Source organism: Lachnospira hominis (ex Liu et al. 2021) (assembly GCF_014287955.1).
GTDB lineage: Bacteria > Bacillota > Clostridia > Lachnospirales > Lachnospiraceae > Lachnospira > Lachnospira hominis.
Genome location: NZ_JACOPD010000003.1, coordinates 21,995 through 47,336, shown reverse-complemented (window position 1 = coordinate 47,336; position 25,342 = coordinate 21,995). Strand labels below are relative to the sequence as shown.

Below are 25,342 nucleotides of genomic sequence, written 5' to 3'. Positions count from 1 at the left end.
TAATTCGTTAGTAAATACTATCTGACTTAATTTTATTTATTACTTGAACTAACGTCCACATTTTAGTAATATATGTGATGTACATTAACTTTTTATGAAAGGGATAAAAAATGGATACGCAAAGAAAAAAATACAAAATTAAAAAGAAGAAAAAACAGATTAATTATCTGCCTGCCCTGATTGCTCTTGTTCTTATTTTATGTGTGAGCATCTGCGTTGTTGTTTTTGCTGTTTCACACTCTAAGAAAAATAAATCAGATATTGCCTCTTCGGACAATGCTTCAGGCAATATAGAAATGACAACTGTACCGGAAACTACAACAAGTGAGCCGGAAGTTGAAATTAATGTGTGTATGATTGGCGATATGCTCATACACGAAGGTGTATACAAAACCGGTCTTGAAAGTGATGGAAGTTATAATTTCGACCATCTTTTTGCAAATATTTTGCCTGATCTGGCAGCTTCTGATATGAATATTGTAAATCAGGAAACTATTCTTGGCGGTACTGAAATGGGTCTCGGCGGATATCCCGCATTTAACAGTCCACAAGAAATCGGTGACGCTGAAGTCAAAGCAGGATTTAACATAATTCTCCATGCAACAAACCACACACTCGACCGTGGTCTTTCAGGCGTCAACAATACTATTGAATTCTGGAAAACCAAACATCCGGATACAACATATCTCGGAATCCACGACAGTGAAGAAGATGCCAAAAATATTTATGTATACGAAAAACAGGGCTTTAAGGTTGCTGTTCTTAACTATACATACGGAACTAACGGAATTGCAATTCCTTCATCAGCACCTTACTGTGTTGACACATTTGATGATGAGGCAAAGGTAAGAGATGATATCCGCAGGGCCCACAAGCTTGCTGACATGGTTATTGTATGCCCTCACTGGGGTACCGAATATGTATATGAATCAACTTCTTATCAGGATCAGTGGACTAATGTTTTCCTTGAAGAAGGCGTTGATGTCGTACTCGGAACACATCCTCATGTAATTGAACCTGTAAAAGAATTCACAAGAGAATCTGATGGTCACAAAATGGTTGTCTACTATTCTCTCGGCAACTTTGTTTCAAATCAGGATGAAATACCACGTATGATTGGCGGTATGGCAAAACTCACTCTCTACAAGAAAGGTGATAATGCTTCTATCAAATCTTATGAATTTGAGCCTGTCGTAACGCATAAACGCTACGGCTACAAAGAAATCACTACATATAAGCTTTCTGATTACACACCTGAGCTTGCAAGCCAGAACAAGATTCTTTCAGACCCTACATGCTGTTATACAGGTTACTTCGGATGTATATGCGGTGCTACATTATTTGATTATCCTACACACGGTCCAAGAAATTTCTCAGTTGACTACTGTAAGCAATTCTGTAAGGCTGTTTTAGGCGATATTTATAAAGACGAATAAACAAAACAGTTTGGACAATTTCGTAATGGCCATATGAATACACAACCCCCGATGCCATAAATACTGAGGTGTCACAAAAATTATACTTTTGTGTACATCCCACCGGCAACGGGGGTTTTCTGTATCTTTTATACTATATTTTTATTCTACATTCTTCAATGCTTCATCCATTGGAATTTTTCTTATTTTCTTATATTGCAATGCACCTATTATGGAATATGCTGCAACACCTATCACAAACATTTCCACAAGGACATACGACGGTGCTTTATATGCAAGCCATCCTGGGTATGTCCCCATAATTGCTCTCCACAGAAATCCTATTGTAAAATCGGACAGTGGAACACTTATAACAAGTGAAATAAATACGACTATCGCCGTAGCTGCAACATACAGCCTCATTATCTCATTTCCCTTATAACCGAGAATCTTGACTATCGAAATTGCATTGGAATTCTTCTCAAGAATAATCTTTGAAAGAAGATAAACCATAAGCATATAAAGTGCTACGGCAAATACAAGCCATATATAAAACATTCTTCCCATTGAATCTGTAAGCTGGTCGGCAACTATTGTCATATCATTTTGTGTAAGCTTCGTAGCAACATATTTTTCATCAATATCAAGTTCGTTGTCAGTAAAATATCCCGAATAATACGTATCCGGTTTATCAAAATCATCACGGAATCTGTCTATGTCCATAAATACCGCCAGACTTGACGGATAGACATAGCTTCCGGCAATTTTATAAGTATATTCTTTATCCTCATATTTTTCTTTTAAAGTTATTGTATCACCCTTTTTAAGCCTGTATTTATCAAGGACTCCGTCAGAAACATATATTTCATTATCTTTTAATCCCGAAAAATCAATATCAAAATACTGCGAGTCTTCATTTAATCCATATACCGTAAATTCATCATTCAGACCATTGTCTCTTTGCATTTCAAGCTTTGTTATGGCATATTTTTCCGCTTCATTATATTTAATTTCCACAGGCATTTTTAAAATATACTGATATTTGCAAGGCATATTATCAATAATTGTCTTTTTATAGTCATTAAGAACCGGCTGCATAACAAGTCCGAACAGCAGCATTATGCTTGAAAATGCAATTCCTATAAGCATTATTATGTAACTCGAAATATTCTGGAAAATTATTCTTGTCCTGAAACGTGTAAAAAATTTCCATTCAGGAATCTTAACAGCCTTTCTGTTTTTGCGTTTTTTCAAATCACGCCTTATAAACTTCAGAGGTGACAATTTCAGCATTTTTGTAAGCATGAAAAGATTAATCACAAACATAAGCACACAAGGAATAATTGTTGTCATAACAAATGCATAAGGCGACCATATTGTCGTGTATACAGTAAGGCTGTAACTGTTATAGTAAATGGCAGCAACTATATCTTTAAATATCGTATATCCAAGTATATTGCCGATAATCGCACCGATAAACATAATTATCATCGGCAGTTCCATATAATGTATAACAAGCTCTTTACGTGTATATCCCGATGCGCGGAGCGTACCGATAACCGTAGATTCTTTCTCAATTGTACTTATTGATGTAACCGCAAAAATAAATGCCATGATAATTATTACAATATATAAAAGCACCATTACCATTGCTGTATCCGAGCCCATATCGTCACCCGCAAAATGAATCGCCTGATTATCAGGCTCCGGTACAAAATCAGTCATCACCGCATTTTTTGCAAGGAATGTTTTAATATCGTCTGATTTATCTTTTTTCTCTTTATCTGTCAGCGATGTGTTGTCATATTTCCATGCATAACAATATTTTAAATTATTATCGCTTATTCTGTTAAATGCTTCCGGTGTCACAACAGCAACTGTAAAATTTTGTGCATCAAACATTAAATCCGTATTGCTTCTGAATAATGCACTGTAGTCAGATAAGGCAACCAGCCCTGTAATCTCATATTCTTTTTTATCAAGAGTTACTTTATCGCCCACTTTTAAATCTGCACTGTCAGCAAATTTTCTGTCTATTGCAATCTCTCCGTCTTTTTCGGGAATTCTTCCTTTGTGTACGCTCACACCATCTATATCTTCACGATTTTTATAAATTCTGTAAGTGTGCTCTCCCTCTTCTTCCTCTTTGTAAAAAAGACTATAAACAGTTATGTCCTCTTCATCTTCAAGTTTGTTTTGCAATGTCCCGGTAATCTCATCATTTAAAATAAAATGTCCGTCTTCGATATTATATTCTTCAAAACTATCATTGTATGTCTTTACCATACTTTTTCCGGCGACGAGAAATCCCGACACCAGACCAATCGTAAGTGTCATAAATAAAAATATCACAAGATATTTTCCAAATTCGTCTTTAAGCTCTCTTGGGAGTCTTTTTCTAAGCGGATTTTTCATATTTAACCTCTACTTTCCATTTACCATTCAAGCTGCTCGGCCGGAATTTTATTTTCATTATCATATTCTTTTCTTATTCTTCCATCATGCAGATGAACTACTTTATCCGCCATATTTTTTATCGCATCATTGTGAGTTACTATAATTATTGTATTGCCATACTGTTTATTTACTTTTTCAATAAGTTGTAAGATTTCTTTTGATGTATTGTAATCCAATGCTCCTGTCGGCTCATCACAAATTAAAATATCCGGATTTTTTACGATAGCTCTTCCTATTGCCGTTCTTTGCTGCTGTCCTCCGGATAACTGGTTAGGCAGCTTATCTTTATGTTCCCACAATCCCAGCGTGTTAAGAAGCTCATTCAAATCAAGCGGACTGTCGCTAAGATACGCACCGACCTCAATATTTTCTTTTACCGTAAGATTAGGAATGAGGTTATACATCTGAAAAACGTATCCGAGATGCTTTCTTCTGTATAACGAAAGCTGTTTTTCTTTCATGTCTTCAAGCTTTGCACCATCAATTATTATGTTGCCGCCGTCAGCCTCATCAATTCCGCCTATAATATTAAGAAGCGTTGATTTTCCCGAACCAGATGGACCCAGAAGCACACATATTTTTCCTTTTTCAACCCCGGTTGTCACATCCTTGAGGACATGATTCCTGTTTTCCCCCTCACCGTAATACTTGTTAATCTTTTCAATCTCTAAAAACATAAATCCTCCTATCTTGTTTTGCGAAGCAAAAACACTCTGCAATTTTATATTTATAACTTTTGTTAGTTTTCACTAACCCAAGTTTAAAAATTTAGTCTGTAATCATTCACGTTATATGCCATATGACATTTTTATGCGATACAACTTACCTACCGCGAATGTATTACAGACTTAAAATCCCGTCAGATTAACTTTTCGAGACTCTTTAAACTTATTGCTATTGTTGATGTATTATGTAACAGTGCTGATGTTGTAGGTGGAATTATACCCGCAACGCCAAGTACAATAAGGGTTGAATTGATACCCATAATCATTCTGTAATTCTTATGGATACGTTTCATAAGTGCATTGCTTATATGTTTTAATGCAACCAGTTCATAGAGGTCATTTCCCTCAACTGTGACATCTGCAATTTCTCTTGCGAGCTCTGCTCCATCACTTATTGCTATTCCTACATCTGCTGCAGAAAGTGCCGGTGAATCGTTAATTCCGTCTCCAACCATGATTACTTTGTGTCCAAGCGATTTTTCTTTTTCAACAAATTTTGCCTTATCTTCCGGCAGAACTTCTGAATAATACTCATCAACACCTATTTTTGCAGCAACAGCTTTTGCTGTACGCTCACTGTCACCTGTCATCATTACAGCTTTCTTTATTCCCGCTTCTTTAAGCTTCTTTATAATATCTGCTGCTTCTTCTCTTATAGGATCCTCTATACAGATTACTGCCGCAAGTTCATTTTCGATTGCCATATACAATCTTGAATATTCATCCGGCAGGCCATCAAATAATTCCTTCTTATCATCAGGTATAATGCATTTTTCATCTTCAAATACAAAATGATAACTTCCGATTATTACTTTTCTGCCTTCTATCTGTGATGAAATACCATGTGCAACTATGTATTCTACTTTTGAATGCATTTCCTCATGCACAAGATTCTTATTCCTTGCAGCTCCCACAACAGCCTTAGCCATTGAATGAGGAAAATGTTCTTCAAGACATGCTGCAATTCTTAAAAGCTCATCTTCTCCAAGTCCATTAAATGAAACAACCTGTTTAACTGTAGGTTCTGCCTTAGTAAGTGTGCCGGTCTTATCAAATACTATTGTATCTGCCTCAGCAATGGCTTCCATATACTTTCCGCCTTTTACAGTTGCACTATATGTTCCTGCCTCATTAATAGCACTTAACACTGACAAAGGCATTGAAAGCTTTAATGCACATGAATAATCAACCATGAGTATTGATAACGCCTTTGTCACATTTCTTGTAAATAAATATGTGAGTGCAGTTCCTGCAAGTGAATAAGGTACGAGCTGATCTGCAAGATGTGATGCTTTGCTCTCAACTGATGATTTGAGCTTTTCTGATTCTTCTATCATATGAACAATATTCTCATACTTGCTTCCACCATTAGTAGAACGCACTGAAATTGTAATCTCGCCCTCTTCAATTACTGTTCCGGCATATACAATCGCAGATTCACCTTTTCTTACCGGCATTGATTCACCTGTCATTGAAGCCTGATTTACCATTGCTTCCCCGGAAACTACTTCGCCATCAAAAGGAATTACATTGCCGACTCTTATTCTTACATTATCGCCTGCCTCAATTTCATCTGATGGAACAAGTATTTCCTGTCCGTCTTTTACAAGCCATACCTTTCCTATATTAAGAGACATGCTTCTGGCAAGGTCGTCTACGGATTTCTTATGTGTCCACTCTTCAAGAATTTCACCTATGCCAAGCAGAAACATTATTGAGCCTGCTGTTGCTGTATCATTTCTTAAAATAGAAACTCCAATTGCTGTCGCATCAAGAACCGGAACCTCAATCTTTCCTTTTGCGAGAGTTCTTATCCCCTCCCAGATATACTTGAACGACCTTACTATTGTAATGCCTGCCCTTATAGGAAGTGGTACGAAAAGCTTATTGCCAACTCTCAAAACAACCCTGTTTATAAGCTTTTCCTTGTAATAATTATTAAGTTCCCTGCCTGAATTATCAAGATATGTCTGTGGAACATCCACATTTTTATAATTAAACTGCTGTAACAGTTTAATCACATGTGACCTGCTGCCGCTGTAACAGATAACTACATCATTAACTCTTTCATTAACTTTAACTTTTGTGACACATTTCTGTCCATCAAAGTAATATTGCAAAATGTCTGCCTCACGGCAAGTCATCTCATTCTGCTTTACCCTGACACGCATTCTTCCTCTAATCTCATCTTTAATAACAAATTTCATAAGATTGTGCCTCTGTATATTTCTAAATTATGTAATACTATTTATACAATAATTATTGTTCACTGCATCCACAGCCACATTCAGATTCTTCTGACTTAGCTTCTTCTAACTCTACATCCTCTGTAGCAGATTCATCCTCGTACTCAGCTGCAGCTGCCTTACGGTCATCATTAATCTGAACTGCTCCTGCATAAATGTCCTCGCAATTATCCTGTACATTTGCTGCAATCTTCATAATACAATCTTTCATTCTAAGGACAGCTGCTGTGCATCCTGTATATACTTTCTTGGCATCTTTACTTGAAAGAAGTTTGATTCCTGCTGTTCCAAATAAAACGCCTGCCGCAAAAAGTCCTGTTTTCTTTCCGTCAAATTTTACTGCCATAATTATTTCCTCCTTGTGTTTACGGGTTAATTAATTTCCTGTTTTTCCCATATTTTTAACGAAATATATCTCGTTCAATTTAGTTTACACCTGAAAAAAATCAGCCGCAACAAAAATATCCTTATTGATATTTCTTTATCAATAAGGATATTTCATCAATTTTTATTATATATAATCATTTTTTTATATAGAAAATCATATTATGTTTAAACAACATATTTTAGTTATAATTCCACAATCTATGCATGGAGGTAAACATGAAAAAATCTATATTTCAATCAATTATCCTGCTCGCACTTATAATGGTGCTTGCCTGCTTATTCTATCTTACCCCCGATAAAAAAAGCAAAAATTCCCATCCCGTATCATCAGGAAGTGTCTCTTACATAAAACCCGGAAGCGGAATAGGCGGTGGCGACATTAACGGAAATGCTGTCGCCGGCAAAAAATCACTTCCTATTTATTGTGTAAAACATGATGACAGTGAAAAATGCATTTCTATATCATTTGACGCTGCCTGGGGTGCCGACGATACAATAGAAATTCTTAATACTCTCGATAAATATAATGTAAAAGCAACATTTTTCATGACCGGCGGCTGGGTTGACTCTTATCCAGACATGGTAAAAGAAATCTGCTCACGAGGCCATGACCTCGGAAACCACAGCCATAATCACAAGCAGATGAGCAAGCTTTCCGCATCTGAACAAAAAGACGAAATAATGTATGTAACAGACAAAGTCAAAGAACTTACAGGATATGATGTATTTCTTTTCCGTCCTCCATACGGTGACTATAATTCAACGTTGATTAACACTGTATATGGATGTAACCATTACCCTATACAATGGAACGTTGACAGCCTTGATTGGCGTGATTATGGAGTTGAAAACATAATAAAAACCGTCACCAATCACAAAGCTCTCGGTAACGGTTCTATAATTCTTATGCATAACGGTGCAAAATATACTGCCAAAGCTCTCGGCACTGTAATTGAAACACTCCAGTCACAAGGATACACCTTCATTCCAATATCAGAAATGATAATACGTGATAATTTTCACATGGATGGAACCGGAAGACAGATTGCAGATTAACCACGCTTTTTCATACCGACATTCACAGCTGCCATAACTAGCATACCAACTGCATTAAATGCAAGCACAAGTATTGCTGCTGTCATTCCTATTCTGTCTGCAAGAAAACCAACTATCTGCGGCGTAACTATTCCTCCAAGTGCTGCTATGGCAAGAAAAAGTGACATTCCTGCCGTAGAACCTTTGATAATGCTGCCGACACTTGATACTGTTGTCGGATATATTCCGGCAAAGAAAAAGCCAAGTCCCGCAATTGCCACAGTTATTACCGGAAGGCTGTGCGTCGCTGTAAGCAAAAAGAAAAATATTGTTGTAGCAACGCAATATGCCAGAATAAGTTTATTTTTATCAACTTTTGATGATAATTTTGCTGTTAGCAGTCTTCCAAGCATTACCATAACCCATGTAACTGATACAAGATTAGTCGCATATGCACTGCTCATTATGTTCATACTCTTAAAATATGTTACAAACCAGCCATTTACACAGTTTTCAAGCCCAAGATATAAGAAAAGCAGTAATCCACAGACATAAAATACAGGACTTTTGTAAAATGGCTGTGCCATGCTGCCCTCATTCTTACCCTTCTTAGACTCAACAGGCCAGTTGTAATCTATTTCCATCCATACATATAAGATAACAGACAGTGCTGAACCGGCAATTATAGTATAAGCCGGTGCACGCCATCCAAATCCGTTTCCTATATAAAGCGATGTTATAAATGGTGCAAGAAATGCTCCCGCTGCAAATGTCATATGTAAAAGGTTAAGTGCCGTCGGCTTGCCGTTTGAATTATCATTGACAACAGCATTATTGATAATGCTGACAGAACCTCGTCCGATTCCGACAAGAACAAACGCTGCATATATTACCGGCACCGGTGGAAGAAGTGTTATAACAAAAAGCATTACCGGTATTAATGCAGAAAATATTATTATAGTTGCTTTTCTTCCTATCTTTGATGCCATCGGCGGATTCACAAAGCTTGCAATAAGATTACCTATTGCAAATGCAGATAAAAATCCACCGGCAACACTGTAATTAATTCCTGCTTCTTCTATAATATAAGGAAGAATTGCACCAACTAAAAGTACCATTGCACCATTTACAAAAAATGAAAAATAGCACGGAAAAAACAATCTGAATTTTGATTTCATTTTTACCTCCAAAAATATGCATACAAAATGGCACGAAGCTAACGATTAACTTCGTGCCATTTATGCGGATGACAGGAATTGAACCTGCACGTCTGTTGACAATAGAACCTAAATCTATCGCGTCTGCCAGTTCCGCCACATCCGCAAGCGATATATATATTATCACAAACAGATTTAAACTGTCAAGTTCATCCATTCAATCACTTTATTTGTACGCATTTCCCATTTATGATTTTCTACACATATCTTATATGCATTTTCTGCAATATGTTCCAATTCGTCGTGATTCGTCAGCAGTCTTTTAATTTTATCAGCCGCGGCATCAATATTTTCAAGATTATAAAAAATAATATTCTCTCCATCAATAAAATTATCTTTCAGATATCCGCTTGTATCCGTAACACAGACAGCACCGTTTAACATTGAATTAAACACTCTGTCGTGTGCTCCCTGTTTAAACCACGGCATTACATTTACTGATATTTTTGAGCGGCTTATCATGTCAAGACATTCCTGTGACGAAACATTTCCGGCAGTAATAATATTTTCCGGGTGACGACATTCAAGCATATCCCAGCCGGCACCAAATGTATGAACCTTTATTCCACTGTCCGCAAGCCTTGCAATCACTTCTGCCCTGAAATAAAATCTTACAGACAAATCAACAAACATCAGGTTAGGCATTATCTGTTTTAACTCATCGTCCGTAAATTGAATACCCTGATTCTTTAGTTCTTCTTCGGCTGCATCTTCAACAATCATTTCAGGGTGTTCTATAAGCTTTCTTACAAGTCCTCTGTAGAATTCCTGATAATCACTGTCAAGATGTGCTATAAACCTGTCAAAAGAATTTACAGGTGTATAATTTCCCGTAAATATAACATCAATGTCACGCTTATCTACTGGCAGAAATTTATCTGAAAGAATATCTCTTTTTTCATTAAGTTCAGTTCCGCCAAGCACAAGAAATCCGTCATCAGGTGCAAGCTGCACACCAGGAAAAAACCTTTTCATATATCTTATATGGTTCTTGTCAATGCTTATCTGCATATAATTTTCCGGACGCAGCGGCAGATATTTATGATAATACAGCGGATGGTCAACAACCATGTTATAAACGGGAATTTTCGTTTCATTCCAGAAGCTTCCGCCTTCAAATGATTCGTCATAAAGCCCGTCTTCGCCTGCAATACCATTAAAATTAAATGTGAACGCCATGAATTTTTTTGATTTATCAGCCTTATAAAAATCACAGAGCTGTTTTGCTGACAATCCGCTTAATACAAGGTCAAACCAATATATTTCATATCCGTGTTTTTGAAATGTTTTTGACATCTCAATACTGAAATATTCCTGTGTCTCCACTCCACCCTTAAATAAAATGACGACTTTATCCATTTTAACAGTTCCTTATTGCCTCAAATATATTATCGAGTGCGGAAACGTCAAGATCTTCTGCAAATCCGCCATCCACTTTTGATGCTGCCTCAGGATTTATCGGAAGCTTAGCAACCGCCTTAATATCATGTTGTGCAGCAATCTCATCAATATGGCTCTTTCCAAAGATTTCATGTTTCTTACCGCAGTCAGGACATTCAAAGTAAGACATATTTTCAACAATTCCAAGTACAGGAATATCCATCATATTTGCCATATTAACCGCCTTTTCCACTATCATTGAAACAAGCTCCTGCGGAGATGTAACAACAACAATTCCTGCAACAGGAAGTGACTGGAATACCGTAAGCGGAACATCACCTGTTCCCGGCGGACAGTCAACAAACATACAGTCAATATCTCCCCATTTTACATTTTCCCAGAATTCCTTTACTGCACCGGCTATTACTGGTCCTCTCCATATAACAGGGTCTGTCTCGTTATCCATTAAAAGATTCATAGACATTACCTTGATTCCGCCATTCGTAACTTCAGGATAAATAACTGTTCCTTCTTCATCACACTTTGCCTTCTCTTTAAGTCCGAATGACTTAGGAATTGATGGACCTGTTATATCGGCATCCATGATAGCAGTTTTCAGACCGTTTTTTGCCGAATTAACAGCAAGAAGCGATGTTACCATAGATTTGCCGACACCGCCTTTTCCGCTCACAACCGCAATTACTTTCTTTACTCCCGCATAGTTATCTTTATTTTTTTGCTCCTCTACTCTTTCGGCACAGTTAGAGCCGCAGCTTGAACAATCATGTGTACATTCTTCACTCATTATATATACTCCTTTTCCCTTCTCCCAAATGTTGGATGTTTCTCCCAATTATAATATATTTTGGGAGAAAATCAAACTAATCGGGAGAAAAATAATTTATTATATTATTCTAACCACTTGTACCGTTTTAATTAACGGTATCAACCATAAAAAGCTGCACCTTAACGTTTTTTACCCGTCAAAGTACAGCTCTTTTCATTACACAGATTATTTCTATGGAATATTTAATCAAATCTGTATATTTTTTACATTTAACTTACATCGATAAAATCATTTTTTACCTGCAAATACAGGTGTTGAAAGGTATCTGTCTCCTGAATCAGGAAGCAAAACTACAATTGTCTTTCCTTTATTTTCAGGTCTTTTTGCAAGAATGTCAGCAGCCTTTAATGCAGCTCCCGAACTTATACCTACAAGTATACCCTCTGAAAATGCAATGTTTCTCATTTCTTCAAAAGCATCATCATTTTCAATTTTTATAATCTCATCATATACTGATGTATCAAGAGTTTTTGGAATGAATCCGGCTCCGATTCCCTGAATTTTATGAGGACCGGCTTTGCCTTCTGAAAGTACAGGGCTTGTGGCAGGCTCTACTGCTACAATTTTTACATCAGGCTTCACACTCTTTAAATATTCACCTACACCTGATATTGTTCCGCCAGTCCCTACTCCGGCAACAAATATATCCACCTTGCCTTCTGTCTGTTTCCAGATTTCAGGACCTGTTGTCTTGATATGTGCCTTTGGATTTGCCATGTTATCAAACTGTGCAAGAATAACTGAACCCGGAATCTGCTCATGAAGTTCCTCAGCTTTTTCAATTGCGCCCTTCATGCCCTTAAATCCATCAGTAAGTACAATTTCAGCACCGTATGCTTTTAAAATATTGCGTCTTTCTATTGTCATAGTCTCAGGAAGAGTAAGTATTGCCTTATATCCTTTTATAGCCGCAACTGATGCAATTCCAATACCTGTATTTCCTGAAGTCGGCTCTATAATTGTAGCTCCCGGCTTTAAAAGCCCTTTTTCCTCGGCATCTTCAATCATTGATAAAGCTACTCTGTCTTTTACAGAACCTGTAGGATTAAAATATTCAAGTTTTGCTATTACATTTACATCACTGATTCCAGACTTCTTCATATATCTGTGAAGAAATAAAAGTGGTGTATTTCCTATTAAATCCGTTGCACTATGATACATATTCTCCATTTTCTTACTCTTTCTCCATTTCTTAAATGTTTCTGAGATATTCCATAACTGAATATATCGCATTGGCACCGTCTGCCGCAGCAGTTACAACCTGTCTTAACTGCTTTGTGCGGACATCACCGGCTGCAAACAGGCCATTTACTGTCGTCTTTGTATCTTCCGATGCCTTTACATAATTGCTCTCGTCGAGCACGCCGAACTCTTTTAACAGTTCTGTCTGGGGAATCATTCCGACTGCTGCAAAAAGTCCGCTTATATTAAGCTTTGTTTTATTGTCAAGAATTATACCGTCAATTTTTTTATCTCCGGTGATTTCCTCAACTCTGGCATTCACTATAATTTCTAGATTTTCTTTTTGTTTTAACTTCTCAAGTGTTGTAGCAGAACCTCTGAAAAATTCACGTCTGTGGACAAGGTATACCTTTTCACATATGTCAGAAAGATACATTGCATCATCAAGTGCAGTATCACCGCCGCCGATTACTGCAACTCTCTTTCCTTTATAGAAAGCACCATCACATACAGCACAAAATGACAATCCTCTGCCATAATATTTTTCTTCACCCGGTACGCCAAGTGGTCTGTTTTTACAGCCTGTGGCATATATAACCGCTTTACTTTCAAGCGTTATATCTTCATCACAGCCTATTATCCATATCCCGTCTTTTTGCCCTAAAGACAAAACCTGTGCTTCCGTGAATTCGACGCCGAGACTTTCTGCATGCTCACGGAACTTTTCACCGAGGCTGTAACCGTCGATTCCCGGAATTCCCGGATAATTGTCAACTCTGCTGCTCTCTGCTATCTGACCTGTTCCAAGATATTCTTTTTCCACAACTGCAACATTAAGATTAGCTCTTTTGGCATAGATTGCTGCGGTAATACCCGCAGGACCGCTTCCTATAATAACAACATCTAACATATAACTAATTCTTCCTTTGTCGATACATCGCCCTCAATGTGAAATGAATTAAGCACCGGCTTTTCCGGCTCCATTAATGAAAGAATCATATAACTTGCCTTGCTGTCATATGCAAGACGTTTATCTTCTTCTGAAGGTCTTGAAGGTGATTCCGGATGTGAATGCCAGTTGCCAAGCGGAACAAGACCATTTGCCCTCATATCCTTAACTGCTGCAAGCTGCTCTTTCGGGTCAAGTGAAAAATGCTCATTTGAATGGTCAATATTTGTAAGAATATATACTTTTTTAATCTCTTTATCACCGCCATTCTTAACGCCTGCAATAAGTCCGCATGCCTCTTCCGGAACGCATGACTTTGCATGTTCTAAGATAAGCTCATAATCTTTTTTTGTCATCGAAATCATAATCTGCTCCTTTATTGAACATTATTTTTTCAGTAGTTCATTGCACTTTATTTATCAGTACATTCTACCTGTTCGTAGTCGATAAGTTCTGTTATTGTAGGATGACTTCCGCATACTGCACAACCATCTGTATTTGATGGAAGTTTAATCTTGTGGAATTCCTGATTAATTGCATCGTATGTGAGAAGGTAACCTGTAAGAAGCTTGCCTACACCTGTTATGTATTTGATAGCTTCCATAGCCTGAAGACTTCCGATTACACCTCCCATGGCACCGATTACACCAGCCTGCTTACATGTAGGAACTGCATCCTTTGGTGGTGGATTCTTGAATACACATCTGTAGCATGGTCCTTCTCCCGGAACATAAGTCATGAGCTGACCCTTGAATCTGATAATTCCGGCATGTGAAAATGGCTTCTTAGCCATAACACAGGCATCATTAATAAGGAATTTTGCAGGGAAATTATCTGTTCCGTCAATTATGAAATCATAATCCTTGATTATGTCCATGATATTTTCACTTGTGAGGAATTCTCTGTATGTATTAACTGTAACATCAGGATTCATGGCATTGATTGTCTCTTTTGCAGACTTAACCTTTGCCTTGCCGATATCAGCTGTCTGATGAATAATCTGTCTCTGAAGATTGCTTAAATCTACATCATCGGCATCAACAATTCCTATTGTACCTACACCTGCTGCTGCAAGATACATTGCTGCCGGTGCTCCGAGTCCGCCGGCACCTACGATAAGTACCTTCGCATTAAGAAGCTTTCTCTGGCCTTTGGCACCTACTTCTTTTAAAATGATATGTCTTGAATAACGTTCAATCTGTTCATCAGTCAATGCCATAGCTTCCACCTCCCATGAAGTAAAGGAATTCTACATTATCGCCATCCTTTAATACTGTGCTGTCCTTTGCTGCACTTTCAACAAATTCTTCATTAATTGAAACTGTTACATACTCCGGTGTCTCAACATTTTCCATTTCGATAAGTTCCGGTAATGTAAGTCCGTCTTTTACTTCTTTTTCTGTTCCTGATACTGTAATCTTCATATTTTCCTCATTTCCGCCTGCCGGCTTTTTATTTTATTTATTTGAGATTTTCCTCAATCCATTCTACAAGCTGTGGTTTTCTTACAGCTCCGCTCTGTCTTGCCTTCTCGCTTCCTTTGTTAAACAAAAGAAGTGTTGGCACAGACTGTACATCGTAACTTTCTGCAAGCTCTGTATCAAAATTAATATTAACCTTGTATACTGCAAGTTTTCCTTCCATATCATCTTCTACATCACCGATAACAGGTGTCATCTTTTTGCATGGAACACAGCTGTCTGAATAAAAATCAACCAGAACGGGAATATCGCTTTTTAATACCTTGCCTTCAAATTCATCCTTATTAACTCTTGCTGCCATATATACCTCAATTCCTACGGGATTCCGTATTTATTCTTCTACCTTTTTAACAATAAGGTTATATGTACCGTCTTCATTATTAACAAGTTTAAGTATCTGATGTCCTTCTTCTTTAATGCTTCTTGGTACATTCTGGACAGGTTCTCCGTCGTTCATTCTTATCGCAATAACTTCGCCGTCGTCAAGCTCATCAATAGCAACTTTTGCCTTTACAAATGTAAGTGGGCAAACTTTATCAGTTATATCAACTGTATCATCAATCTTAATTCCTTCAATTTCCATTCTCAACCTCATTCCTGGCCCTTATAAGCCGCCTGTATTTCTTTTCTGAATTCATCTTCCCCAACTCTCTGAAGAAGAAGTCTGAATCTCTCGCCCGGATTAGCATTCTTTTCAAAAAAGCCAATCGCTGCATCTGTTACTCTGAATAATGTATCTTCATCTGTTATAAGAGGGAGAATTGTCTCGCCCTTGTAAATATGATTGCCGAAAAGACCGCCGAATGAAACAATATATCCACTCTTGCCTTCCCATGCATCTGTCGGACAGGATTTTACGCATCTGCCACAGTTATTACACTTTGAATAATCAACAGTAACCTCTGTGCCTGTGCACTTGATTGCACCTGTACGGCATGCCTTTTCACATACACCGCAGTTGATACATTTATCCTTTACCCATGTAACTTCCATGCCGCCTTTGATACCTATATCATTTTCCTCTGCTTTAAGGCAGTTATTCTGACATCCTGTAACACCAAATTTGAACTTATGCGGAAGTTCTCTTCCGAAATAATGTTCGTCAAGCTTCTTTGCAAGTGAATATGTATCTATACATCCGCTAGGACAAATCTCAGAACCCTGACAGGCTGTAACTGTACGAACTCTTGGTCCGCACACACCCGGATTAACTCCGCCTTTTGCAAGCTCTGCCCTTACTGTCTCGACATCTTCAAAATTAATGAAAGGAATTTCAACTCCCTGTCTTGATGTCATATGAACATAACCTTTTCCATATTTCTCAGCAACCTCAGCAACTGCCTTGATATTTTCTGCTGTAAGATTACCACCTACAACCTGAATTCTTAATGAAAAATAACCTTTCTGCTTCTGTCTCATGAAGCCGCCTTTTTTTAATGATGCATAATCAATGTTTGCCATAATCGTTTTCTCCTTTTAGCTTATTAGTAAACATCCTTAACAGACTCTATAGCTTGTTTGAAATCATCTATCAAATCTTCAATGTCTTCAATTCCGACGCTTATTCTTATCAAATCGTCAAATACACCGGCTGTTTCTTTTTCTTCCTGTGTGCTATGGACATTAAGTGTTGATTCAGGGTGAATAACAAGTGTTTTTGTATCACCTATGTTTGATACTATAAGTGGAAGCTTTAATGCATCAATTATTCCGAATGCTCTCTTCTTGTTTCCTGTTCTTATTGTTATTATTCCACCGAACTTATCGCCAAACTGCTCTGTTGCTATATTATGCCATTTGCTGCCTGCAAGTCCCGGATAATTCACTTCAATATCACTATATTCTGTAGCAAAAAATTGTGCAAGTGTTTTAGCATTATCACAAACACGTTCCATTCTAAGTCCGAGTGTTTCCATTCCTATGCTGTTATAAAAAGCATTCTGTGGCGAGAGACAGGCTCCCGTATTTCTGAACAACCCGTTTCTTAACTTCGCTGTATAAGCAAATGGTCCAAATTTCTTAAAATCTTTCATGCCCGGATACTTTTCTGTATCCCACTTAAATTTACCGCCGTCGGTTATAACTCCTGAAATTGCACTGCTGTTCGCATTAATATACTTTGATGTAGAATTGACAACTATGTCTGCACCGAGGCTTAACGGCTTTACAAGATAAGCTGTCGCAACTGTATTATCCATAATGAGCGGAATATCAAAGCTATGTGCAAGTTCTGCAAGTTTCTTTATATCGGTAACATCAAGTCTCGGATTGCCTATTGTCTCCGCAAAATAAAGTCTTGTATGTTCATTGGTTGCAGCCCTGAATTCCTCAAGATTGTTATTTTCAACATATCTTGTCTTAATTCCGAAGCTTTCCAGATCCCTGAATAAATCAATGCTGCCACCGTAAAGACTGGCACTTGATACAATCTCATCACCGGCACAGAGTATATTGCAGAAAGCGTTATACAATGCAGCCATTCCTGAGGCACAAGCAACACTTGCAACGCCTCCCTCAAGTGCAGTCATTCGTTTTTCAAAAGCATCAATAGTCGGATTGCTTATTCTTGTATAAGAAAATCCCGGTGCTCTGTTATTAAATATTTTTTCTAATTCCTCAGCCGATTCATGCTCAAATGCACTTGACTGGTAAACAGGTGTAAGAGTTGCACCCGTGGCTTTATCGCCTCTAAAATCTCCATGTAATAACGCTGTGTTAAATTTCATATGTGACCTCTTTTTATATTAATCCTATCAACTTAATATGATATTATCATACACTTATTTTGACAAATGTCAACCATAAATTCATATAAATCTTATTAATTTAGTATGATATTGTTTTTTTTCAGTGTTTCTGCTACAATAACGACATTGGACACCTGCCAGTCCACTCATAAATTTTACGTATTAAGGGATAATTTTATATGACTAAAAAGAAAAAGATAAGTATATTTATTTTACTTGCAGTAATACTTGTTATTATGATGTTTTTAAGTATTCTGTCGGGAAGTGTATATATAAAACCACACGATGTTTTTAATGTATTAACAGGAAACGATTCTTCCTCAGTAAATGCACTTCTTATATTTAATATCAGGCTGCCGCGTATGATTGCCGGTGTTTTTGCAGGAATGGGACTAGCCTGTGCGGGCGTGATTCTACAAAGCGTTATGAATAATTCGCTTGCAAGCCCGAATACAATCGGCGTCAATTCAGGTGCAGGATTTGCCGTAATGCTCGCACTCTTTATTTATAACGGAAGCTCATCACACTCCGCTGTTTTTGCATTTGCGGGAGCTTTAATTACGACATTTCTTGTATTTGGAATCGCATATCTTGGCGACAATTCAAGAACAACAATAATTCTTGCCGGAATAACTATTTCTTCTTTGTTGAGTGCCGGAATCAACACAATAAAATTAATAGACAGCGACATAACAATCAATATAACAACTTTTATGATAGGAACACTCAACGGAATCACTTCAAAGGCAATCATTATTCCGTGTATCGGAATTGCCGCCGCTGTTCTTGTTTCAATATGTTTTTCACGCCACTTAAACATACTTAATCTCGGCGATGACATAGCACGTTCACTCGGATTAAATGTCGGTGTGACACGCCTTATTCTTATGACTCTTTCAAGCATTATGGCTGGCTGTGTTGTAAGCTATGCCGGACTTTTAAGCTTTGTTGGGCTTATCGTGCCTCATATTGGAAGAAAACTTTTCGGAAACGACGCACGCATATTGCTGCCGTGTTCTGCACTTCTCGGTGCGATATTTGTAATCTCATGCGACCTGCTCGGCAAAATAATCGCAGCTCCGTATGAACTCCCGGCAGGCATTATCATGTCATTTGTCGGCGGACCGTTTTTCTTATATCTTTTACTTAAAAAGAAAGGAGGACGAAGAGTTAATGCTTAGTTTTAAAAATGTTAATGTATCTTATCACAGCGATACAATATTAAAAAACATTTCACTTGATGTACCATCAGGCCGTATAACAACTATCATAGGTCCTAACGGCTGTGGAAAAACAACACTGATATCAAGCCTTAATAAAACCGCTGATTTGACAGAAGGTTCAATCGTACTTGAAGGCACCGACCTTTCAAAAATAAGTTCAAAAGAACGTGCAAAACTAATTGCATTTCTTCCGCAGATACGCCAGGTAATCCCTGCAATTCCTGTAAAAGTGCTTGTAGAACACGGAAGGTTTCCACATCTTGGATTTTCACGCCGCAAGACAAAAGAAGACACAGACATTGTAAATAAAGCGATGGATTTTACAGGTGTCACAAAATATTCCGATATGTATGTAAACACTCTTTCAGGCGGTGTAAGACAGCGTGTGTTTTTTGCCATGATACTCGCACAGGACTGCGATACAATTATTCTTGATGAACCTACAACCTACCTTGACATTGAAGGCCAGCGTAACTTTTACAACATGATTCTGTCTTTAAAAAAACGGGGAAAGACTGTGCTTCTGGTTTTGCACGATATATCAAAAGCACTTGAAATATCAGATAAAATCGTAGTTATGAACAATTCAGAAATCGTCTTTGACGGCACACCCGCAGACTGCATCGAAAGCCATATTATCGAAGACGTTTTTTCGGCATCATGCCGCCGTCTTAAAGATGAAAAAGGTGAATATTTCCTGTTTGAATAATTTCCTGCATCCACGGACTTTGACACATTCCCCATAAAGAACAATTGTTATATAAGGCTTAAAACCTTATATAACAATGCTGTCATTTCCTGAATAAATACTGTTTTCTCTTGAAGACGCCTTTGTATCGTCAATCTCAAATACTTTTCGTATAAATACCTTTACATTTTCCCCCTGTATAACCTGTTTTTGTCCTACATTCCTGTAAGCTGTTATCTCACTTCCTTTAATATTTAACTTTAATTCAATAATATTTCCTTTAAAAACAACTTTTGAAACTACCGCATCATCAACCGATGCCGCATGTTCTATAGATTCATCTTGAGCATATACATTCACAAATTCGGGGCGTATAACTGCTTTTCCCGGTATTCCTTCAAATCCCTTAAATTCACTGATATTTTCAATCACAGAATTATCGCCGAGAAATGCCGCCGCAAAAGGTGTCTTAGGATTATTGTAAATATCTGAAGGTGTTCCTGTCTGCTCTACTTTTCCGTGATTCGTAAGTATTATCTCATCTGCAAGTTCTAACGCTTCCTCCTGGTCATGCGTGACAACTATGCTTGTGATTCCGACCTCGTTAATAAGTTCACGAAGCCATCCTCTTAATTCTTTACGCACTTTTGTATCTATAGCTGCAAATGGTTCATCAAGAAGAAGAAGCTGTGGCTGTGTTGCTATTGCTCTCGCAAAAGCAACTCTCTGACGCTGTCCGCCCGACAACTGTCTCGGATAACGTTTTTCCATTCCTTTAAGTCCCACAAGCTCAATCAGTTCATTCACTCTCTTTTTAATATAATTTTTGTCTCTTTTTTCTATTTTTAATCCAAATGCAATATTTTCATAGACCGTTTTATAACGGAAAAGTGCGTAACTCTGGAATACAAGACCTATTCCTCTGTCTTTTGGCTTTACATCATTCACTCTTGTACCGGCGATATAAATATCTCCTGAATCGGCATTTTCGAGGCCTGCAAGCATTTTTAATATTGTTGTCTTTCCACTTCCCGAAGGACCTAAAAGTGCAACAAGATGGCCTTTTTTGATATTTATATTTATATCCTTTGACGCCTCAAATCCACCAAATGATTTATTTACATTTTTTAATTCAACATAGCTTTCCTTTTTTTCACTCATCTTTTACACTCTCCTCTTCGCTCTTTTTTCCGTAATACTCTAAAATATTTCTTGTGATTAATATAATCAGTGCCATAACCACAAGTATTGATGACATAGCGAATGCACCTGTGAAATCAAATGCCTGATAGGTAACTTCTATGTGAAGTGGCATTGTATTCGTCTTTCCCCTTAGGTGACCCGATATTACCGAAACCGCACCGAATTCTCCCATTGCCCTCGCACTGCAAAGCACTATTCCGTATAGCAATGCCCACTTTATATGTGGAAGCGTAACTTGTGTAAATATCTTAAAAAATCCAGCTCCCATAAGGGCTGCTGCCTCTTCCTCGTCGGTTCCCGCCGCTGTCATTACCGGTATTATTTCTCTTGAGATAAATGGAAATGTCACAAATATTGTCGCAAGCACTATTCCCGGCACCGCAAAAATTATTTTTATTCCCATTTTTGTAAGATATGGATATAAAAACGAATTGCGGCCGAATGTCAGTAAAAATATAAGTCCGGCAATAACAGGAGAAATAGTAAGCGGCAGATCTATCAACGCCGATATTATTTTTTTACCTTTAAATCTGTATTTTGTTATTGTCCATGCCGCAAATATTCCAAAAAATGTATTGACAATAACCGTTATTACCGTAACTTTTAATGTCAGTAATATTGATTTTACTGCATATTTATCTCCAACCGCTTTCAAAAAAGCCGAAACACCGTCCCTAAAAGCTGTCGTTACCACATATATTAGTGGCAGTATCAGCATAACTGTCAGAAAAACAGCACACAGCGTTATAAGCAGCCATTTTATAATTTTATTTTCCTTTTGCATAAAACATCATCCTATTCCACTGATAATTTTTGATGAACGGCTCTGAATAACCGCATTTATAAGAAGTATTAAAAACGCTGCAACAAGCATTACTAATGCTATTGATGTCGCTGATGCATAATCGTACTCCTGTAACTTTGACATTATAAGAAGCGGTGTGATTTCTGTCTCATATGGCGTATTTCCTGCTATAAACACAACACTTCCATATTCCCCGAGGCATCTTGCAAATGCCATTGTAAATCCCGCCACAAGTGATGGTACTATCTCGGGAAGTATTACTTTAAAAAATGTCTGTGCACCCGATGCACCAAGCATCTGTGCCGCCTGTTCATATTCTTTGTCGATTTTTTCAAGTACGGGCTGGACACTTCTTACCACGAAGGGTATTCCTATAAAAATAAGTGCTGTCGTTATTCCAAGCCTCGTATATGCTATTTTTATTCCAAAATGGGCAAACAGCCTGCCCACCCAGCCGTCAGAAACGGTCAGGTGAGTAAGTGCTATACCTGCAACTGCTGTTGGAAGTGCAAACGGCAGTTCAATTATTCCGTCCATAAACCGCTTAAACGGAAAATCATATCTTACAAGCACCCATGCAAGAACTGTTCCCATGACAAGATTTACAAATGATGCATAAAATGCTGTCGTAAAACTTACCCTGTAGCTTGCAAGCATTCTTGGTTTTGTCACTGTTTCAATAAATCCCGCAAATGACATTTTAGATGAATATACAACGAGTGAGCACAGCGGAATTATTACTATAAATCCGAGTATTGCCATTGTTATGCCAAATGAAAGTCCGAATCCCGGAATTACGCTTTTATTTTTTCTCGTAAATCGCATCGAATACACCTCCGTCTGAAAAATGCTTCTTTGTTGCTTCGCTCCATCCTCCAAAATGCTTGATATCTGTCAAATCAATATTTGTCACAATCCATTTTCCGTCAGACGGAATCTGTGTTATTGTATTTGAATTTCCCGTGTATACATACTGCGAAAGAATGTCTTTATTTGAAGGGCGGTAATACCATTTTGCCTCTAGTTTCTGTGCGTCATCAGAATAAAGATATTTCAGATATTCTGTAGCAACATTTCTTGTGCCTCTATTGTCAACAACTTCATCAACTACGGCCACTGTAGGCTGGCATAATATTGAAACAGATGGAACAACAATCTCATATTCGCCTGGATGTTCATCAAGTGAAAGAAATGCCTCATTTTCCCATGCTATAAGCACATCACCCTGACCGTTTTCAACAAATGATGTTGTTGCACCTCTTGCCCCCGAGTCAAGTACAAGAACATTTTTATAAAGTGTCTTCATATTTTCCTTAATTGTGCTCTCCAGCTGACCCTGTTTTTCAAAGTAATACCATGCCGCAAGATAATTCCATCTTGCTCCTCCACTCGTCTTCGGATTAGGTGTTATCACACCGACATCGCTTCTTAATAAATCGTTCCAGTCGTTGATATTTTTCGGATTTCCCTTTCTTACAAGAAATACTATGCTTGATGTATAAGGCGAACTGTCAAGGTCGAATTCATTTGTATAACCTTCCTCAATCAGCCCCGCATTTTTGACTGCATCAACGTCCCCCTCAAGTGCAAGTGTAACTACATCAGCTTCAAGTCCGTTCGCAACTTCAAGTGCCTGTTTGCCAGAACCTCCGTGTGACTGTGTTACTGTTACATCCTGTCCGTTCTTGTTTTTCCAATACGTTGCAAATAAAGAATTGTATTCCTTATATAATTCTCTTGTCGGGTCATACGATACGTTCGTAATCTCAACGCCCGGCTGGCTGCTTGTATCTGCTGCCTTTGAATTGCCGCAGCCTGTAAGCACTCCTGCTGCTACAACAAATGTTAATCCTATTGCCAATAAACTTCTCTTTCTCATATAAAATCCTCCTTGTTTTGCGAAGCAAAATCCGAACACCTGTGAGGAGAGGATTTAGCCCCCTTGTTTTGCGAAGCAAAATCCCAATGTGCATCTTTGATGCACTATGTCTCTGTGAGGAGAGGATTTAGCTTCATTGTTTTCCTAGCTTTTAACTAGGATTTATATGAATTATATTGCCATATTTGTTTATTAACAACGTACATTTGCGAAATCGTTTTCATTTATTAGTATGTATTTTGTAATTTTCTGTTATTATGAGCTTGTAATTCAGCTTGTTTTCATAACAGAAAATGCTTTTATGAAATCGTTTACACCCAGATATTTTCTGGTTCAAACACCATTTCACAAAAGCATTGTTACGTTTATATTCAGTTTTAATGATATTTTTTTGATTTTTATATGTAATACTCTGTAATATACGTCTCATCTGCTGGTGCACAACTGTTTCTTACAACAAGATTTCCCTCTATTTCAAGACGTATTACATTCTTATGCCTGCCTGTAATTCTGTCGATTAACAGCTCAACACCGAATCTTCCCATTTCCTCTTTGGGAAGATTGACTGTCGTCAGCATCGGTTGTGTATACTGGCTTTCTTCAATATTGTCACTTGATATTATAGACGGTATGTAATACCTGTTTCTGTAATGATTGAGACATTTTATAAGTCCTATCGCCGTAATATCATTGGCACAGTAAAATGCCGTCGGTTTATCATCATTTTTCAATACTGATTCCATAACCTGGTATCCTTCCGCCTCTGTCTGATTTGTCTCATACACATAATCAGGAACAGCCTCTATGTCATACTTTTTAAGTGTCTCAAGATACCCGGTATAACGTGCTTCATTTCTCACATGACCGACATAAGCAATATTTGTGTGTCCCAGCTTTATAAGATGTTCTATCGCCGATGAAGCTATTTTTGTGCCGTCACACAGCACCTCGTCAACCTCGTAATTAGTTGAATTACGGTTTACAGAAACAACATTTTTAAAACGTGTTTTGAGTTTTTTTAAAGCTTCTTTGTTACATCTTCCTATAACAATCAGACCGTCGCATTTGCCGCCTGTCTGTGCGTACATCTCATCTGTCAGCTCATCGCACCTTGCTCTTGCTGACTTCTTATCGTCAGAAAACACAGAATTGTACCATACAGCAGACAATATACATGATTTCTTGTGAATTTCAGATTCTATTACTCTTAAAACCTCATCAAAAAATGGGTCTGAATGTGTATGGTCTGAACGCGTGATAAGTATATTAATAAAATAATTCTTTGTGCCGTAGGCTTCACCTTTTTTCAGACTTCTTGCAGCTTCGTTAGGCGTATAATTAATCTGTGCGGCCGCCGCCCATATTTTCTCCCGCAGCCCCTTTGTTTTGCACTTGTAATCAGGATTATTAAGAACCCTCGAAACTGTTGCTGCGGACGCACCTGTCATCTGCGATATTTTTTTAATTGACATAAAA

Annotated in this window: 25 protein-coding genes and 1 tRNA gene; 4 read left to right on the top strand and 22 right to left on the bottom strand. The window is 37.8% G+C overall.

From position 1 onward, the window contains the following. Window positions 1–110 precede the first annotated feature (110 nt). The gene (locus tag H8S01_RS04830) at window positions 111–1,436 is read left to right on the top strand and encodes a CapA family protein (protein ID WP_243204213.1); all 1,326 of its coding nucleotides are present in this window, start codon (window positions 111–113) and stop codon (window positions 1,434–1,436) included. 141 nt (window positions 1,437–1,577) lie between these two features. Here H8S01_RS04830 and H8S01_RS04825 read toward each other — a convergent pair whose 3' ends face one another. The 4 genes from H8S01_RS04825 to H8S01_RS04810 form a co-directional block, all read right to left on the bottom strand. Further along, complete coding sequence (locus H8S01_RS04825; RefSeq protein ID WP_186836382.1) at window positions 1,578–3,830, bottom strand: ABC transporter permease; 2,253 nt, start codon at window positions 3,828–3,830, stop codon at window positions 1,578–1,580. A gap of 20 nt (window positions 3,831–3,850) precedes the next feature. Then, window positions 3,851–4,549, bottom strand: a complete 699-nt coding sequence (locus tag H8S01_RS04820) for an ABC transporter ATP-binding protein (protein ID WP_021867086.1) — start codon at window positions 4,547–4,549, stop codon at window positions 3,851–3,853. Between the two features lie 182 nt (window positions 4,550–4,731). Continuing rightward, window positions 4,732–6,804, bottom strand: a complete 2,073-nt coding sequence (locus tag H8S01_RS04815) for a heavy metal translocating P-type ATPase (RefSeq protein WP_021867087.1) — start codon at window positions 6,802–6,804, stop codon at window positions 4,732–4,734. 52 nt (window positions 6,805–6,856) lie between these two features. Further along, window positions 6,857–7,189, bottom strand: a complete 333-nt coding sequence (locus H8S01_RS04810; protein WP_021867088.1) for a DUF6110 family protein — start codon at window positions 7,187–7,189, stop codon at window positions 6,857–6,859. 257 nt (window positions 7,190–7,446) lie between these two features. Between H8S01_RS04810 and H8S01_RS04805 the strand changes: the two genes are divergently transcribed. Further along, window positions 7,447–8,286: a polysaccharide deacetylase family protein gene (locus tag H8S01_RS04805; RefSeq protein WP_021867089.1), complete on the top strand. Its 840-nt coding sequence runs from the start codon at window positions 7,447–7,449 to the stop codon at window positions 8,284–8,286. Here H8S01_RS04805 and H8S01_RS04800 read toward each other — a convergent pair. From H8S01_RS04800 to H8S01_RS04740, 13 genes are all read right to left on the bottom strand, one after another. Continuing rightward, on the bottom strand, window positions 8,283–9,443 hold the full coding sequence (locus H8S01_RS04800) for an MFS transporter (protein ID WP_186836381.1): 1,161 nt from the start codon (window positions 9,441–9,443) through the stop codon (window positions 8,283–8,285). The two genes, H8S01_RS04805 and H8S01_RS04800, sit on opposite strands and share 4 nt — an antisense overlap. Window positions 9,444–9,506: 63 nt before the next feature. After that, window positions 9,507–9,588 (bottom strand) — tRNA-Leu (locus H8S01_RS04795). 29 nt (window positions 9,589–9,617) lie between these two features. After that, window positions 9,618–10,841, bottom strand: a complete 1,224-nt coding sequence (locus H8S01_RS04790; protein ID WP_186836380.1) for a glycosyltransferase — start codon at window positions 10,839–10,841, stop codon at window positions 9,618–9,620. 1 nt (window position 10,842) lies between these two features. After that, window positions 10,843–11,667, bottom strand: coding sequence for an Mrp/NBP35 family ATP-binding protein (locus tag H8S01_RS04785; protein ID WP_186836379.1), 825 nt, complete (start codon window positions 11,665–11,667; stop codon window positions 10,843–10,845). A 270-nt stretch (window positions 11,668–11,937) separates the two neighbouring features. Continuing rightward, complete coding sequence (cysK, locus tag H8S01_RS04780; RefSeq protein WP_186836378.1) at window positions 11,938–12,879, bottom strand: cysteine synthase A; 942 nt, start codon at window positions 12,877–12,879, stop codon at window positions 11,938–11,940. Window positions 12,880–12,901: 22 nt separating this feature from the next. Further along, on the bottom strand, window positions 12,902–13,801 hold the full coding sequence (locus H8S01_RS04775; protein ID WP_186836377.1) for an NAD(P)/FAD-dependent oxidoreductase: 900 nt from the start codon (window positions 13,799–13,801) through the stop codon (window positions 12,902–12,904). Then, a complete protein-coding gene (locus H8S01_RS04770; RefSeq protein WP_186836376.1) occupies window positions 13,795–14,205 on the bottom strand; it encodes a M67 family metallopeptidase in 411 nt (136 codons plus the stop codon). The genes H8S01_RS04775 and H8S01_RS04770 overlap by 7 nt, the downstream gene beginning before the upstream one ends. Window positions 14,206–14,252: 47 nt before the next feature. Continuing rightward, entirely contained in the window at window positions 14,253–15,059 is an 807-nt protein-coding gene (thiF, locus tag H8S01_RS04765) for a thiazole biosynthesis adenylyltransferase ThiF (protein ID WP_021867096.1), read from the bottom strand. Next, the gene (gene thiS / locus H8S01_RS04760) at window positions 15,046–15,264 is read right to left on the bottom strand and encodes a sulfur carrier protein ThiS (RefSeq protein ID WP_021867097.1); all 219 of its coding nucleotides are present in this window, start codon (window positions 15,262–15,264) and stop codon (window positions 15,046–15,048) included. The genes thiF and thiS overlap by 14 nt, the downstream gene beginning before the upstream one ends. Before the next feature lie 37 nt (window positions 15,265–15,301). After that, the gene (gene trxA / locus H8S01_RS04755) at window positions 15,302–15,622 is read right to left on the bottom strand and encodes a thioredoxin (protein WP_186836375.1); all 321 of its coding nucleotides are present in this window, start codon (window positions 15,620–15,622) and stop codon (window positions 15,302–15,304) included. Between the two features lie 30 nt (window positions 15,623–15,652). Continuing rightward, on the bottom strand, window positions 15,653–15,904 hold the full coding sequence (locus H8S01_RS04750; protein WP_243204212.1) for a sulfurtransferase TusA family protein: 252 nt from the start codon (window positions 15,902–15,904) through the stop codon (window positions 15,653–15,655). Between the two features lie 8 nt (window positions 15,905–15,912). Beyond that, window positions 15,913–16,782, bottom strand: coding sequence for a 4Fe-4S binding protein (locus H8S01_RS04745; RefSeq protein WP_021867100.1), 870 nt, complete (start codon window positions 16,780–16,782; stop codon window positions 15,913–15,915). A 23-nt stretch (window positions 16,783–16,805) separates the two neighbouring features. Continuing rightward, window positions 16,806–18,047, bottom strand: a complete 1,242-nt coding sequence (locus H8S01_RS04740; RefSeq protein WP_186836373.1) for an O-acetylhomoserine aminocarboxypropyltransferase/cysteine synthase family protein — start codon at window positions 18,045–18,047, stop codon at window positions 16,806–16,808. Between the two features lie 200 nt (window positions 18,048–18,247). Here H8S01_RS04740 and H8S01_RS04735 point away from each other — a divergent pair, with 200 nt between their 5' ends. Both H8S01_RS04735 and H8S01_RS04730 read left to right on the top strand, forming a co-directional pair. Next, window positions 18,248–19,249, top strand: coding sequence for a FecCD family ABC transporter permease (locus tag H8S01_RS04735; RefSeq protein WP_186836372.1), 1,002 nt, complete (start codon window positions 18,248–18,250; stop codon window positions 19,247–19,249). Further along, entirely contained in the window at window positions 19,242–20,000 is a 759-nt protein-coding gene (locus H8S01_RS04730; RefSeq protein ID WP_186836371.1) for an ABC transporter ATP-binding protein, read from the top strand. Before H8S01_RS04735 ends, H8S01_RS04730 begins: the two co-directional genes overlap by 8 nt. A 66-nt stretch (window positions 20,001–20,066) precedes the next feature. On the opposite strand, the gene H8S01_RS04725 is transcribed toward H8S01_RS04730, so the two are convergent. From H8S01_RS04725 to H8S01_RS04705, 5 genes are all read right to left on the bottom strand, one after another. Continuing rightward, a complete protein-coding gene (locus H8S01_RS04725) occupies window positions 20,067–21,140 on the bottom strand; it encodes an ABC transporter ATP-binding protein (protein WP_186836370.1) in 1,074 nt (357 codons plus the stop codon). Continuing rightward, window positions 21,133–21,966 (bottom strand): sulfate ABC transporter permease subunit CysW, encoded by an 834-nt coding sequence (gene cysW / locus H8S01_RS04720; RefSeq protein ID WP_186836369.1) that lies wholly within the window; start codon window positions 21,964–21,966, stop codon window positions 21,133–21,135. Before cysW ends, H8S01_RS04725 begins: the two co-directional genes overlap by 8 nt. A gap of 6 nt (window positions 21,967–21,972) precedes the next feature. Beyond that, window positions 21,973–22,812 carry a sulfate ABC transporter permease subunit CysT gene (gene cysT / locus H8S01_RS04715; protein ID WP_186836368.1) on the bottom strand — a complete coding sequence of 280 codons (840 nt, stop codon included), beginning with the start codon at window positions 22,810–22,812 and terminating at the stop codon, window positions 21,973–21,975. Then, window positions 22,790–23,866, bottom strand: a complete 1,077-nt coding sequence (locus H8S01_RS04710) for a sulfate ABC transporter substrate-binding protein (RefSeq protein WP_186836367.1) — start codon at window positions 23,864–23,866, stop codon at window positions 22,790–22,792. Before H8S01_RS04710 ends, cysT begins: the two co-directional genes overlap by 23 nt. Before the next feature lie 398 nt (window positions 23,867–24,264). Beyond that, window positions 24,265–25,338: a LacI family DNA-binding transcriptional regulator gene (locus tag H8S01_RS04705; protein WP_186836366.1), complete on the bottom strand. Its 1,074-nt coding sequence runs from the start codon at window positions 25,336–25,338 to the stop codon at window positions 24,265–24,267. Window positions 25,339–25,342 lie beyond the last annotated feature (4 nt).

Bases quoted from the DNA above. Each gene is read 5' to 3' on its own strand.
- H8S01_RS04815 (WP_021867087.1), bottom strand. From the start codon at position 6,804: ATGAAATTTGTTATTAAAGATGAGATTAGAGGAAGAATGCGTGTCAGG.
- H8S01_RS04705 (WP_186836366.1), bottom strand. From the start codon at position 25,338: ATGTCAATTAAAAAAATATCGCAGATGACAGGTGCGTCCGCAGCAACA.
- cysK (WP_186836378.1), bottom strand. From the start codon at position 12,879: ATGGAGAATATGTATCATAGTGCAACGGATTTAATAGGAAATACACCA.
- H8S01_RS04735 (WP_186836372.1), top strand. From the start codon at position 18,248: ATGACTAAAAAGAAAAAGATAAGTATATTTATTTTACTTGCAGTAATA.
- H8S01_RS04750 (WP_243204212.1), bottom strand. From the start codon at position 15,904: ATGGAAATTGAAGGAATTAAGATTGATGATACAGTTGATATAACTGAT.
- H8S01_RS04820 (WP_021867086.1), bottom strand. From the start codon at position 4,549: ATGTTTTTAGAGATTGAAAAGATTAACAAGTATTACGGTGAGGGGGAA.
- H8S01_RS04770 (WP_186836376.1), bottom strand. From the start codon at position 14,205: ATGATTTCGATGACAAAAAAAGATTATGAGCTTATCTTAGAACATGCA.
- cysW (WP_186836369.1), bottom strand. From the start codon at position 21,966: ATGCAAAAGGAAAATAAAATTATAAAATGGCTGCTTATAACGCTGTGT.
- H8S01_RS04810 (WP_021867088.1), bottom strand. From the start codon at position 7,189: ATGGCAGTAAAATTTGACGGAAAGAAAACAGGACTTTTTGCGGCAGGC.
- H8S01_RS04740 (WP_186836373.1), bottom strand. From the start codon at position 18,047: ATGAAATTTAACACAGCGTTATTACATGGAGATTTTAGAGGCGATAAA.
- H8S01_RS04825 (WP_186836382.1), bottom strand. From the start codon at position 3,830: ATGAAAAATCCGCTTAGAAAAAGACTCCCAAGAGAGCTTAAAGACGAA.
- cysT (WP_186836368.1), bottom strand. From the start codon at position 22,812: ATGCGATTTACGAGAAAAAATAAAAGCGTAATTCCGGGATTCGGACTT.
- H8S01_RS04745 (WP_021867100.1), bottom strand. From the start codon at position 16,782: ATGGCAAACATTGATTATGCATCATTAAAAAAAGGCGGCTTCATGAGA.
- H8S01_RS04730 (WP_186836371.1), top strand. From the start codon at position 19,242: ATGCTTAGTTTTAAAAATGTTAATGTATCTTATCACAGCGATACAATA.
- H8S01_RS04725 (WP_186836370.1), bottom strand. From the start codon at position 21,140: ATGAGTGAAAAAAAGGAAAGCTATGTTGAATTAAAAAATGTAAATAAA.
- H8S01_RS04710 (WP_186836367.1), bottom strand. From the start codon at position 23,866: ATGAGAAAGAGAAGTTTATTGGCAATAGGATTAACATTTGTTGTAGCA.
- H8S01_RS04790 (WP_186836380.1), bottom strand. From the start codon at position 10,841: ATGGATAAAGTCGTCATTTTATTTAAGGGTGGAGTGGAGACACAGGAA.
- H8S01_RS04830 (WP_243204213.1), top strand. From the start codon at position 111: ATGGATACGCAAAGAAAAAAATACAAAATTAAAAAGAAGAAAAAACAG.
- thiF (WP_021867096.1), bottom strand. From the start codon at position 15,059: ATGGCATTGACTGATGAACAGATTGAACGTTATTCAAGACATATCATT.
- H8S01_RS04805 (WP_021867089.1), top strand. From the start codon at position 7,447: ATGAAAAAATCTATATTTCAATCAATTATCCTGCTCGCACTTATAATG.
- H8S01_RS04785 (WP_186836379.1), bottom strand. From the start codon at position 11,667: ATGAGTGAAGAATGTACACATGATTGTTCAAGCTGCGGCTCTAACTGT.
- thiS (WP_021867097.1), bottom strand. From the start codon at position 15,264: ATGAAGATTACAGTATCAGGAACAGAAAAAGAAGTAAAAGACGGACTT.
- H8S01_RS04775 (WP_186836377.1), bottom strand. From the start codon at position 13,801: ATGTTAGATGTTGTTATTATAGGAAGCGGTCCTGCGGGTATTACCGCA.
- trxA (WP_186836375.1), bottom strand. From the start codon at position 15,622: ATGGCAGCAAGAGTTAATAAGGATGAATTTGAAGGCAAGGTATTAAAA.
- H8S01_RS04800 (WP_186836381.1), bottom strand. From the start codon at position 9,443: ATGAAATCAAAATTCAGATTGTTTTTTCCGTGCTATTTTTCATTTTTT.